The following is a 13,441-nucleotide window of genomic DNA, read 5'->3' on the forward strand; positions in this document are numbered from 1 at the left end:
GAAATTTAAAAATAATGAAGTTGTGTTGCGCAACTCATGAAGCGTTATAGCAAAATCCGATTTCAGTTAGAAATTTGCAAGTAAAACCGATCATATAACATGACTAAAACAACATCAATCTTTTTTGCGCTGACGTAAAACATTATACGCATGATGGTCGTTTCTTGGTGGCTAGGAGGTACTTTCTCAGTGCAAGAAATGTAAAAAAGCGACCATTGGTTGCCTGTTTTTAGAGTTGAAATGGTGATACTGATGAAGCCGGCTAAGATAATGGATTAGTAGATGAGGCATCATCTTCAGCACTGAGTAAAGCAATCAAATGCTGTTGCTGTTCGGGAGAGAGTTGCTGCTGTATTTGTGTGAATAATTCAGCCACATTTAAATCTTGAGGTTCAGCCGCAATCGGTTCGATGGTTCCATTGGTCGCTTCATGATTGGCAAGGTTTTGGTAAATGGCATCGAACTGATGTTGCAGTGCATCGAGCTGGATCGGACTTAATTGTTTATTTTCCAGTTTGAGGCATTGAAACTCACTGGCTTGCTCCAGCAACTCACTTCGGTTACCTGAAGCGATAATTTGCAGTCGAGGAAAAGCCTGATTTAAACGTTTTAAAATGACTTGTGTCATATTTTGATCCAGTTGATGATCAATCGCGTCAATCAATAGCACACCGTCACCTTCTAAGCATGGGAACAGGCTTTCAGGGTTGAGTAAGCATAAACGTCGCACAATATCGCCAATGAGTGCCACCCAGTTGCGGATACTATTGGAAAGCTGTTGATAGAGCATGCTGTTGCCCTGATAGCGCACCATCAGTTGTAATTTGGGGTGATATTGCAGATAAATATCTTCAATCTCAGGCAGCACGGTTGCTAACGCCTGCTTAAGAGCTTGTAGGCTGGGCGACTGGATGTGTGCTTGAGCCTGAGTGAGTTGATAGCTTAGAGGAATATCGGGTGGCATACTTTTGGGCTGATGCAGTATCGTTTGTAAAAACTGCGCAGTTTGCGCATTTTCGATATCGCTGATTTCACGAAACCATTCAAAGAAACGGGCAAAGGTGGTATAGGGAATAGCTGAAATTTCATAGGCATGTGCATGTTGGAAAATCAGGGGATTGTTCTTGCTGAGAATATTCATCTCATTGACAAAACGTTCCGCAGGATAATACGCAATCAACGGTAAACCTTGCAGTGGGTCTTGTAGGGTTGCCTGCTGATATAGATTGACCAGTTGTTCGAGTTCCAAGGTTTCCACTCGACTGATGCCAATCCCTTGTTGGTTTAAGGTTTTGTAGAGTTGCCATGTATAAGGTTCGGCTGCAGCATCGGCTATTGTAGATTTGAGAGCATACAATTCAGCGGGTATAGCAACTTGAATATCAATTTTGGACTGTAGGCGGTTCAGCATAATGTCGTGATCTAACATCACCACCCCCGCAGAGCGTAAATCTTTATAGCGGGCTGCAAACCAAGTCAGAGCCTGATAACTAAAACGCAGAATAGAGGTTTTGCCTGAGGCTTGATCACCTAAAATTAAAGTGACAGCTTTGTCTTGATAAGAAAAATCGACTTTGAGGTCAGCAAAATGCAGGATGTGTTTCAGGTGAATGGATTGAATTTTCATAGAACACCCGCAGACGTGGTTGCTATTTTTACATTCGATTATCCAGCCACTTTACGCAATGAGCTTGGCATCTGTTTTTTGAGCTGTTGCATCAGGTCGTAAATGTGATGAATATTTAGACTTACTTTAGCACGTGTACAAGCCACGTAAAGCAGTCTTAACTCTTCATCACTAATTTTATGGTCTTTGTCGTTGACCTTAAATTGGTAATCATCTTCGATGTGAACGCGGTTCCACTCTAAGCCTTTGGCTTTGTGGGCGGTGGAAATAATATAATCCGCTTGTTCAATCGGTGTAATCTTCGCAAGGGCTTTTTTGAGTGGATCGGTGCCATGATCATCTACCAATTTCACTAAAGGCTTGATGTCACTGCCGTCATTGGTTTCGCAGTATTCATGTACATCGTGCCAAGAATTAAACCATGCCAGTTCAGGCACATCGGTGACGCGCTTACCTTGTTTCAGCATCGCTGCGGCATCGACAAAGCGGTTCAGTTTGACATGGTCGGCTTGTAGGCTGACTTTATCGCCATGAACCAATCCTGAGAGTAACAGTTCCATAGCGCGGGCATTGGTGCGACATAAAATCGCATCGCGCATTTTGGTATGGGGTTTGTTGACCACTTTAGAGTTGAGCTGAGGGTTGCCCATGAGCGGTACAGTTTCATTCAGGGCACCTAAAATAGCATTGGCATGTAATGCAATCTCTTCACCAAAACGGAACGAGGTGGTGAGGCGCGATTCAGGCAAAGGCAGTTGTTGCATGGCATTGACTGCGCCACGCCATGCATAAATTTGTTGGTGGGCATCACCGACATAGATCACTTGTGTATTACGCTGCTTCAGTAAGATGCCCAACATTAGCGGATCAGCATCTTGGGCTTCATCAAATAACACATAGTCACTTGGGATATTCGGTTCAGACAGTGCCCACAGTTTTAAATAAATGTCGTGACCAATCCCCGCTTGATGATGAGGGTCGATGGATTCTAACCAACGACGTTCAATGGCAGGGTAGAGGTGCTTTTGTAGTGAGTCGATGTCATCGGGATGCAACCAGCTCGGTGCTTGTAAATGACGCGGTGCTGGGTACTGAGAACTGGTTGAACAAAAGTGACTCACGGCATTGGCCACAAGGCTGGCCAAACGGGATGGCATCAACACATATTTTTCATAACGTCCGCCCATCATCCGTCTTAAGGTAATCGGTTCAAGACGGTATTCTTTTGCGATAAAACTCGGACTTAAACGAGGTAGACGAAGTTTGTCGGTCACTCCACGTGGAACACTGCGAAAAGCAAGCGAGTGGAAAGTTCGGCAGTCGACATTGCCATGAAACTTCGTTTGTGCTTCGCTGGCAATGGCTTTGTTGAATGCCAAATACATGCCACGTCTTTGTGGCATGGCATCGCTAATCATTTGCAAGGTAGTGGTTTTACCTGTGCCTGCATAGGCAATCACTTTAAACGATTTGCCCAGACGTGCGTTATCAATGGCAATGGCTTGCTCATAAGTCGCGCTCGGTTTGATGATATTCGACACAGGCAATAAACTTAGTGGTTACGGTTGGCTTTTTCAAGCAAACCAGAAAGCCCTTGACGACGTGCCAATTCATTGAGAACCACTTGAGGGTCTAAGTCGAAATAACCTAAAACCACAATCGTATGGAACCAAAGGTCTGCCACCTCATAGATCAAATCATTTTTATGATCTTCATTGGCTTCAGACTTAAAATCTTTCGCGGCAATTACTGTCTCAATGGCTTCTTCACCAACTTTTTCTAAAATTTTGTTGAGACCTTTGTGGTACAGCTTTGCCACATAAGACGAATCTGGATCTGCTGCTTTACGCTCAGCCATCATTTGACCGAGGTAGGACAAAACTTCAACTTGTTCAGACTGCGCCGTTGAGGCATTCATTGCCAATGTATGTGGATTGGTCGATTTTTCACCATAAATCGCGTTCGGGTCTTTGAGCTGTGCATCCACAATTTCCCAGCCACTTGGCGTGAGTTTACGGTAGAAGCATGATTCGCGACCTGTGTGGCAGGCAATCCCGCCGTGCTGTTCAATTTGTAGCACAATTACATCGGCATCGCAGTCGAGACGAATTTCATGTACGGTCTGAAAATGTCCAGATTCTTCGCCCTTGTGCCATAACTTGTTGCGTGAACGAGAGAAATACACAGCTTGGTTTTTTTCAGCCGTCAAAGCCAAAGCTTCACGGTTCATCCATGCAACCATTAACACTCGACCAGTTTGATGATGTTGTGCAATGGCAGGGACTAAACCTTGTTCGTTAAATTTTACTTCATCGAGCCATTGCAAATTGTTCATAAGATTTCACCAAGCGAATAAATATTGAGAGTGTTACGATGTCAACGTAGCGCTATAGTCTACGTGATTTAAACAGAATAGAGGAGAAACTTTCTACAGTTATCTCACAGAGGCTTAATTGCTGTATTTTAGAAATTCAACCATCAGTCATCAATCCAAAGCGGATGACGATGATTGTCGTTGCATTCTACGCAGAATGATTGTTTTGTTTTGCAATATCCTGATAGTTCATTTGACTGAACATACCTAATTTTAAACCTGAAATCGTCACCGCCATTTCTTTACGGAAATAGGGGATTCGATACATCCAAGCAAAGCTTAAATCTCGTAACCCCCCTGCCCACCATAGCTCAGACTGGTAAAGGGGTGTGAGTAAACGACTTAAAAATTGATAGAACGCCGTCGAACTTTGACGGTGTTGATGATACGTTTGCCAGAGTTGAACATAATCAATATCAATGTTCTCATTTTTCCTTGCGCTTTGAACCGCTTGCCCCAAAGCCCATGCATCTAAAAGGGCCATATTTGCACCTTGTCCAAGTTGTGGACTCATCGCATGTGCGGCATCACCCATGACACCAATACGACCCTCACCAAACTTAGACAGTACCACATCACGATAATTTGCAGTTAACCATTGCGATTTTTGTTCAGGCTGGGCAATGACTTGTTCTAACCAATCCGCAGCAGGTTTCCAGCGCTTAGACACTTGGTTTAACCAGTCGGAATGCGCTTGTGAGTTGTGTAGAAAATTATTCAACTGATGGCTTGGAAGACTCCAAAACACACTCGACAGTCTTTGCTTGGGTTCATGTGGCACTGTGCCTGTTGGTAAGATTCCCAGCATCATTTTAGAGCGGTCATGAAACTGATGTAAAATTTCTGTATCTAATTCAAGGCATTCAGGAACAATCGTCCATTTGGCTCCCCAAGGATAAGCTTGATCAACCTTTACCCATTTTTTGGGTCTTAAAAGGCTACGTGCGCCATTGGCGATGATTACAGCATCAAAAGCTTGATCAAATGCTTCGCCATCTTTTGTACCCAAAACTTGGATATGATTTGTTTTTTCTTCTAATGTTTGAATGTCGGTATTCATCTGCCAAGTAATGAATTCAGAATATTCACAGCATTTATTTTCTAAAACATGGCATAACGTTGCTCGGTGGATACCGACGCCATAAAAATCAGAATGCGCTTGTTGATAATGACTATTGACCAGTAAAGTTCCACTCGGTAACTGACCTTTGAGTCCTGTGACTTTTGCACCCAGTCTTAAAACTTCATCTAAGAGACCTAAATGCTCAAAAACAGCTAAACCAGAGGGCTGGAGTAACAGTCCTGCGCCGACAGGTTCAAGTTCTGAGGCTTTTTCTAAAATACTGACTTGAATATTTTGCCGAGCCAGTAGAATCGCAGTGGCTAATCCTGCGGTTCCTGCACCGATGATGGCGAAGTGGGGGGAGTGATTAGAGATCATAGATCGAATAATTTAACCATTGTCTAAAAATGAGTTCATAACGAATATCATCAGATTTTTTTTAATTGGTCGATATTGATTTGAATGCAATCCTCTAACGAGCTTGCAATAACATTTCTTCTGCACGATTCGTTTTTTAATTCAATGGCTTGATCATACTTTTCTTGTTCATTTAAAATTATTGTTAGCATAAAAAAAATGTAATCTCGATTTTTCTTTATTTGGTCAGATTAAACAAGATTACATTAATGCGCAAATTTTGTTTATAAATCTTGTATGACCTGTGCAAAATGCTGTTTTTCCACCATTTCCAAGAACTCATCGCCTAAGCGCTGACTTTCAGAAATACATTGGTTCCACATTTGAATGCGCTGTTTTTGGTCGAGCCCTTTGAGGGTGAAATCTTTACGATCGGGCAGGCGCCCTAAAGGTAAGCTTTGCAAATAGTCTTGGGATGGAGACAGGAGCAGGGTACGGGCTTGATTTTCAGGATTGGCGCGACGTTTAAACAGTTTATCAAACCAGCCCGGCGTAATGCTGTCCGTAAAGTGTGGATAAAGCACAATGCCTTGACTCTCAAAAGGCAGATCAATGTGATAGTCAATCAGACCACCATCGCGATAACTGCCTTGGGGTGCATCTGGAATATCGCGAATCGCGGCCATCACGCCTGGAATAGAGGCTGAGGCAATCAGCCAAGGCAGAACATTTGCAGCGGTGAGACTGTGATAATGAGTGAGGAAATCATCTTCTACTTTAAATTGTTTGCCAATGTTGGGCTGGCTAATCACCCGTTGCATAAAGTGGCGGCTATGTTTCCGTGCAACAGCGGTTGTGCCGATGATCCCTGCGACAGAGGCCAAGAGCGGTAGAACTTGGTCACTTTGGAAGATGTGCTGTGCTTTAATCGAGAGGACTGCAAGGTGGTAGTCTGGATGATCTACTAGTTCCTCTTCTTTACCTTGCACCAAGTCGAGCAGCATGCCACGGCAAATATCACTGACTTCTTGGCGTTGCATTTTTTTGTCAAAATACAGGTTGGTATAGAGTTCACCTAAACGTTCAGTACCTGCTTTTGCACCATGCGCCAAGATGCTGGCAAAGCGCCAACTGCCAATAGACGAACCAATCAGTGTCCGTCTTTGTGGTGCACGGGCAAAGAACTCACCAAAAATAGCTTGGTCTAAACCTTGAATTCCGATGCCTTTGGGCCCGCCTGCGGCACCGGGTACAATATCGACCTGTTCAGCTTGTAAGCCTTCGCTTTGAATGAGTTGACGTGCTAATTTGCCTGCACGAATGCTTAAAGCGGGAGGGTGTTTATGCAGGATTTGAGTCATCGTGATTATTCAAAGAGACAATATATATTGTCATTTTAACTGACGAGAGAACCAGCGCATTGGCAAAAGTGATCCAATAATGACTTGGAGGTCACTTCCTACTTAAACGTTAAACATAAAAAAGCCTGAGAGACTCAGGCTTTTAATACAGCAGAACGCGTTTATTTAAACACACGCCACACCGCCAGTAAGCCAGTGAGGACAATTAAGATCACTGAAATAAACCATGGCGAGATAATCGCAATCGACAGCAAAATGGCCATGAGACTACCAAAAATCCAGCTCCGTTTTTGCTGATGCTCCATTTGCAAGCGCATACTTTGTAATTCATTGAGCTGTTTAGCATGCCAAGCCGATTGGTTTTTAAGACCATTTAAGCTATCGACCAACAGCGTTGGGAAGTCTTGCGCCCCTAAAAGTAAGTCCGGAATTTTTTGTCCCAGCTCTTTTAGGTTCTTCTGTGGATTCATTTGTGCTTTGATCCAATCGGTCAGGATTGGCTTTGCTAAACTCCAAATGTCCAGCTCAGGGTAAAGGTCTGTGCCTAAACCCTCAACATGCACGAGGGTTTTAAGCAGTAGCATCAACTGTGGTGGAATTTCCAAATGGAAACGACGTGCGATATCCATCACTTGAATCAAAATGCCTGCGAAGTCCAATTCATGCATGGGTTTGGACACCATTGGCCCGACCGTGCGACGCATTTCACGTGCTAGAGCATCTTGGTCTGTGCCCGGTGGAATCCAACCAGCTTGATGCACGATTTGAATCAGTTGCATAAAGTCGCTGTTCATGACTGCAAGCAGCATACGTGCCACAGTCATTTGGTCGTGCTTCGACAACTCACCCATAATGGCACAGTCCAACGCAATATAACGTGGTTGGCTTGGGTTGAGGGTTTCAACGAAGACATTGCCCGGATGCATGTCGGCATGGAAAAAGTTGTCACGGAAGACTTGGGTAAAGAAAATGGTTAAGCCTTTTTCCGCCAGATCTTTACGATCCATGCCCAGCTTTTCAAAGGTTTCAATGTCTGAAATGGGAACGCCCGTAATGCGTTCAGCCACCATCACGTCTTTGCTGTCCATATAGACTTCAGGCACATACATCATGCTTGAGCCTGTAAAGTAATGGCGCATACGACGGGTGTTGTCGGCTTCTAAGGTCAAATCCAGTTCATTTAAAATGACTTGACGATAGTCCTGAATAATTTCAGATAAGTGCAGTGCCCGCGCGGCTTCTAGGCGTTTTTCCAGAAAGTCGCCCAGCCATTCTAAAATTTCAAAGTCTTGTAAAATTTGACTACGAATATCGGGACGGGTGACTTTCACCACCACTTCGCGGCCATCATGTAAAGCCGCCGTATGGACTTGAGCAATCGAGGCGGCTGCCAATGGCTGTTCGTCGAAGCGTGCAAACAGCGTATTTACATCGGCTTTCAGTGATTCTTGAATACGCATTTTCGCCACATCAGAACCAAACGGTTTGACACGGTCTTGGAGTAAAACCAGTTGTTGTAGCACTTCAGGTGGAATCAGGTCACGACGAGTAGACAGGAGTTGTCCCATTTTAATCGCCAGTGGTCCCATTTCCTCTAAAGCCAGTTTCAGCTTCAATGGGTTTTTGCGTTCACGGCTGGACCATGCCGCTGGATGCATGCGAATTAGCCCTAGTGCATGACGTGCTTTTTCAGGCAATTCTTCCGCAGGAAACAACGTGTCGAGTCTATAGTGCGCGGCAATGCGCCAAAGTTCGAGTAAACGTGAAACGTGCGGAATCATATATGCAAATACCTAGTTTTGAGTTGAGTCTTGAGTGTCAATCTGTGCTTGAAGCTGTTGAATTTTGGCTTCGGCACGATCTAAGTTTTGATTCAGAATACGGGTGTCTTGGTGTAGATCATCCATTTGCCAACGCGGGGCAAATAGACCACTGTCTTCTTTTAAGGCATCTTCAGCAAAAAACAAATGACTTTGTAAGGTTTGTTTGATGTGCTTCGGTGCCAGTTGGATTTTGGCCAGTTCATGCGCCAAACTTGGGCCAAGCCACGGGCTTAGATGCGCAGCCAAGTCTGGCTCAGCTTGTTGCATAATCCGTTGAATATCTTGCAGAAGGTGATAATCACCTTGGAGCGGGATATTGCCAACATCATCCGCCAGTAAAAGCTTGAATAGCTCAACCACATTGGCCACCGTTAAAGTCGCGGTTGCTGGGGTGTGAGACTGAGCTTGATCAAAAGGGCGTTGTTCAAAAATGGATGCTGTTTCACTATGCCCCGTAACGGTAGGTTCTAAGCGCACTTTAGTGTGGTCAAAGAACACATCTACAGACAGTTGCGGGGATGCGATCACCACACGTAACATCTTGCCTTGTAGTTCATTGAGCTGGATGCGAGTGATCGCATCCAAATTAATCACATGATGAATTAATCGTTCAACTGCACCGAGTGCCAGAATCGACCACATAATTTGCCCTTAAACGTTTAATTTTAAAGTTTAAAACCACGGTGTACAGCAACGATACCACCTGTCAGGTTGTGATAGTCACAGTTTTGGAAGCCTGCATTTTCCATCATGCCTTTGAGCGTGCGTTGGTCTGGGTGCATACGAATCGACTCGGCTAAATATTTATAGCTTTCTGAGTCATTGGCAATGATTTTTCCCATGATCGGCAGTGCGGTGAACGAGTATAGGTCGTACAGTTTTGAAAATGGCTCAAATACAGGTTTAGAAAACTCTAAGACCAATAAACGACCACCTGGCTTAAGCACGCGATACATCGCAGCAAGTGCCGCATCTTTATCGGTCACATTACGTAGACCAAATGAGATGGTGAGTAGGTCGAAGCTGTTGTCTTCAAATGGCTCTAGGGTTTCAGCATTGGCTAATACGAAATCAACATTGGTACAGCCAGCATCAATCAGGCGGTCACGGCCAACATTAAGCATAGATTCGTTAATGTCTGAAAGTACCACATGACCAGTAGGACCGACTTCACGACTAAATACTTTAGCCAAGTCACCTGTCCCGCCAGCAATATCTAGCACGCGTTGACCACGACGTACCCCAGACATATTGATCGCAAAGCGTTTCCACAGACGGTGAATACCAAACGACATCAAGTCATTCATAATGTCGTATTTGCTCGCAACTGAGTGGAAAACTTCAGCCACTTTTTGAGCTTTGTCTTCACTGCTGACCGTTTGGTAACCAAAGTGTGTGGTACTACCGACGTTGCCTGTGTTAGCACCGCGAGGAAGATTGTATTTGGGTACAGAACCCGTCACTGGGGTTTCAGTCAACTGTTGTTGTAATGATTTTTGCTGACCTTGTGCTGTGCCTTGGGGTAATGGTTCAGTTAAAAATGGACTCACTTTGTCTGTGTTTTGTGCCGACTCTGGATTAGCGGTAGGCGTTTGATTTTCATTCGACATGGGAGTCACTCCTAACATAGCAATAGGGTAAATGTTGCAGTGCATGCATGATGACAGATTCTAAGACGTTGTACAGTAACCATCATGCAATTGTGCTGAATAATATACAGAAAAACAGCAGAGCTATGCAGCCACTGCCTTATTTTTATCAAGGAATAATCTGAAATTTACTGAAATGGGTATAGATGACCCGAATGTACTTTGTCAATAATTTGACGTTCCACCGCAGTAAAGTCTTTCACAAATTTCTCCGCCGACTTTAGCGGTTTCATGGCCAAAAAGCCATCTTGCATAAAATCATACATGATATTGAAGTTGTATTTATTGGCGGTGCCTTTACACATCTTAAAAGCGGTATAGACCATAAAAGAGCGCATGTATTTATCGAGGTTTTTACCGAGTTGGTCGAGTAAATACAATTGTTTGAGACGATCTTCGCCTTGTTCCAGTTTTAAATAGGCTTGGCGCATTAAGTCGTCGCTTAAAGGCTCGTTAGGATGATGTTCCTTGAGGAGCTGTATCGCCACTTGTTCGTCTAGTCGTACGGCCAAAATCGCCAATTCAACTCCCGAGGTACCTGTTTTAATGGCATTTTCAGGAATCAATTTTTCAGCTTTGTGTGCATAGCGATTTAAACGTGCAATTTGTCCCGCCAAAGCATCAAAATCTGGGCCACCATATAAACGGTTGATAAAATACTCGGCCATCAACAGATTTTGCTTTTCTGCGAAAGCTTTGTTGTGAGTGCGCTGCATTCGCTGTTTTTGCCAACTTTGTACATCCTGCAAACGTTGGAAGAGCACCGAATCTTGATGATAATGTAACTGGTAATACTGTTCTAAAAGCTCATCGAGGGCGGCGAGTTTGGACATTTGCTGTCTCAGTTCTATTTTAAGATAGTTAAATCTTAGTGTGTGATGATCGAACTCGCTATGACAAAGTGACAAAAAAACTATTTATTTGCAGTCAGTTTGCTGTAGAAGTAGTCAAAAGGTAGCTTTGAAAACCATGTATAGCATGATCTTTTGGGGTCTAGTGATCTGATTAAATACAAGAAAGGCGGGGTTATGAACACAGAAATAACAGTCAATACAGAGCTGAATGAAGAACAACTTTCATTGGATTTAATTGAAGCGCAATATGCGTTGATGAATACCCGTGATCAGAGTAATGCAAAAAGTTTAGTGATTCTGGTTAGTGGAATCGAGCTTGCGGGCAAGGGCGAAGCAGTGAAGCAACTGCGTGAATGGGTCGATCCGCGGTTTTTATATGTCAAAGCAGATACTCCACATTTGTTTAATCTAAAACAACCGTTTTGGCAGCCTTATACTCGATTTGTACCTGCTGAGGGACAAATTATGGTGTGGTTTGGTAACTGGTATGGGGACTTGTTGGCTACGGCCATGCATGCTTCCAAGCCTTTAGACGACACTTTGTTTGACGAATACATCAGCAATATGCGGGCTTTTGAGCAGGACTTAAAAAACAACAATGTAGATGTGTTAAAAGTCTGGTTCGATTTGTCGTGGAAGTCTCTGCAAAAACGTCTAGATGACATGGACCCGAGTGAAGTGCATTGGCATAAGTTGCATGGGTTAGACTGGCGTAATAAAAAACAATACGACACTTTGCAAAAACTACGTATGCGCTTCACTGACGACTGGCAAATCATTGATGGTGAAGATGAAGATGTGCGTAATCACAATTTTGCACAAGCCATTTTAACGGCGTTATGTCACTGTCCAGAACACGAGAAAAAGGCGGCATTAAAGTGGCAGCAGGCCGCTGTACCAGAAAGTTTGACGCAGTTTGCCCCTGTGACCGCGGAGGCGGACAGCTATAAAGCAGAGTTAAAGAAACTGACCAAACAAGTGGCTGATGCCATCCGCTGTGATGACCGTAAAGTGGTGATTGCTTTTGAAGGGATGGATGCTGCGGGTAAAGGGGGAGCGATTAAGCGCATTGTGAAAAAGCTCGACCCACGGGAATATGAAATTCATACCATTGGCGCACCTGAAAAATATGAGTTACGTCGTCCATATTTGTGGCGTTTTTGGAGTAAGTTGCAGTCGGATGACATTACCATTTTTGATCGGACGTGGTATGGGCGTGTTCTGGTTGAACGAGTCGAGGGTTTCGCAACCGAGGTGGAGTGGCAACGGGCCTATGCGGAAATTAATCGTTTTGAAAAAAATTTGGTGAATAGTCAAACGGTGCTGATAAAGTTTTGGTTGGCGATTGATAAAGATGAGCAAGCGGCGCGTTTTAAAGCCCGTGAAAGTACTCCGCATAAACGCTTTAAGATTACGGAAGAAGATTGGCGTAATCGCGACAAGTGGGATGACTATTTAAAAGCAGCTGCAGATATGTTCGCACATACCGATACGCGCTGTGCCCCTTGGTATATCATTTCTACCAATGATAAGCAGCAGGCACGAATTGAGGTTTTAAGGGCAATTTTAAAACAGCTCAAAGCAGATCGAGAAACCTCAGATTAAGTAAGAGACCCAGAGGAAGGTCATTTGGCTTATTCAAGGTTGAGCAGGTTGCGAATGATATTGTCGCGTATGGAAAGAATTTAGGGTTTAAAAAGAAATGCCAGTCAGGTTTCTAATGGACTGGCATGACGGTGATTTGACCATCTTTATATAGAGAATAATTCAGCTCTAATTATTAACCTAAAGGAATTTGGGTCACCGGCGCTGCAACAGGAACACCTTGTTCAACGACCTGTTTTAGTTGAATACCTTTAGCCAACTTATACGATTCCTCGACATGGGTTTCTGCAATTTTTTTCATCACAAAGTAGCCCAAACTTGCTGCAATCATCTGTCCACCAAGGGGAATAAATTTGGTGACTTGTTTGGTAATGAATTTGGCTGCCATGTTATTGATGGATTTTTTCACGGCTGTACGTGCGACCACCAGTCCAGAGAATTCCACGCCACGTTTACGCAGTTCTGACCAATGTATTTGCTTGGTTTCTGGGTCGTAAACACTGACTTGCTCAGGGGTTAGGCCAAAGCGGGCATTAATTTCAGGGATTAGTTGTGACAAAATCCCGACATCAATCACCACATCGAGAAAAGGAACAGGAATGACCGCTGCACCTGCGGAAACATAAGCCCGTTTTTTAACCAGTTCTAAACATTCTTCGCGAATTTGTTCTAAATTTAAAGCGGGATCAATTTTTTCTGGAATGTGCTCTAATTTCATCTTTTAAACC

11 protein-coding genes are annotated in these 13,441 nt (G+C 43.8%); 1 reads left to right on the top strand and 10 read right to left on the bottom strand.

The features are described 5' to 3' along the window. Window positions 1-262: 262 nt before the first annotated feature. The 9 genes from ACE01U_RS06420 to ACE01U_RS06460 all read right to left on the bottom strand — a co-directional run bounded on the left by ACE01U_RS06420 (window position 263) and on the right by ACE01U_RS06460 (window position 11,087). Window positions 263-1,627, bottom strand: coding sequence for an ATP-binding protein (locus tag ACE01U_RS06420; protein WP_395578977.1), 1,365 nt, complete (start codon window positions 1,625-1,627; stop codon window positions 263-265). 38 nt (window positions 1,628-1,665) lie between these two features. After that, window positions 1,666-3,168: an AAA family ATPase gene (locus ACE01U_RS06425; protein ID WP_086209811.1), complete on the bottom strand. Its 1,503-nt coding sequence runs from the start codon at window positions 3,166-3,168 to the stop codon at window positions 1,666-1,668. Window positions 3,169-3,179: 11 nt separating this feature from the next. Further along, window positions 3,180-3,962 (bottom strand): bifunctional phosphoribosyl-AMP cyclohydrolase/phosphoribosyl-ATP diphosphatase HisIE, encoded by a 783-nt coding sequence (gene hisIE / locus ACE01U_RS06430; protein ID WP_395578978.1) that lies wholly within the window; start codon window positions 3,960-3,962, stop codon window positions 3,180-3,182. A 187-nt stretch (window positions 3,963-4,149) separates the two neighbouring features. Continuing rightward, window positions 4,150-5,442, bottom strand: a complete 1,293-nt coding sequence (locus ACE01U_RS06435) for an FAD-dependent oxidoreductase (RefSeq protein WP_395578979.1) — start codon at window positions 5,440-5,442, stop codon at window positions 4,150-4,152. Between the two features lie 263 nt (window positions 5,443-5,705). Further along, on the bottom strand, window positions 5,706-6,782 hold the full coding sequence (locus ACE01U_RS06440; RefSeq protein ID WP_395578980.1) for a patatin-like phospholipase family protein: 1,077 nt from the start codon (window positions 6,780-6,782) through the stop codon (window positions 5,706-5,708). A gap of 161 nt (window positions 6,783-6,943) precedes the next feature. After that, entirely contained in the window at window positions 6,944-8,563 is a 1,620-nt protein-coding gene (locus tag ACE01U_RS06445; protein WP_151706438.1) for an ABC1 kinase family protein, read from the bottom strand. A gap of 12 nt (window positions 8,564-8,575) precedes the next feature. Further along, on the bottom strand, window positions 8,576-9,247 hold the full coding sequence (locus tag ACE01U_RS06450) for a ubiquinone biosynthesis accessory factor UbiJ (protein ID WP_086209678.1): 672 nt from the start codon (window positions 9,245-9,247) through the stop codon (window positions 8,576-8,578). 23 nt (window positions 9,248-9,270) lie between these two features. Next, a complete protein-coding gene (gene ubiE, locus ACE01U_RS06455) occupies window positions 9,271-10,215 on the bottom strand; it encodes a bifunctional demethylmenaquinone methyltransferase/2-methoxy-6-polyprenyl-1,4-benzoquinol methylase UbiE (protein WP_395578981.1) in 945 nt (314 codons plus the stop codon). Between the two features lie 167 nt (window positions 10,216-10,382). Beyond that, window positions 10,383-11,087, bottom strand: coding sequence for a DUF8198 family protein (locus ACE01U_RS06460; RefSeq protein WP_395578982.1), 705 nt, complete (start codon window positions 11,085-11,087; stop codon window positions 10,383-10,385). A 195-nt stretch (window positions 11,088-11,282) separates the two neighbouring features. Between ACE01U_RS06460 and pap the strand changes: the two genes are divergently transcribed. Beyond that, entirely contained in the window at window positions 11,283-12,713 is a 1,431-nt protein-coding gene (pap, locus tag ACE01U_RS06465) for a polyphosphate:AMP phosphotransferase (RefSeq protein ID WP_395578983.1), read from the top strand. Window positions 12,714-12,888: 175 nt separating this feature from the next. Here the strand turns inward: pap and ACE01U_RS06470 are convergent, their stop codons facing one another. Then, entirely contained in the window at window positions 12,889-13,431 is a 543-nt protein-coding gene (locus ACE01U_RS06470; protein WP_395578984.1) for a hypothetical protein, read from the bottom strand. Window positions 13,432-13,441 lie beyond the last annotated feature (10 nt).

Source organism: Acinetobacter halobius (assembly GCF_044130335.1).
Classification (GTDB): Bacteria; Pseudomonadota; Gammaproteobacteria; order Pseudomonadales; family Moraxellaceae; genus Acinetobacter.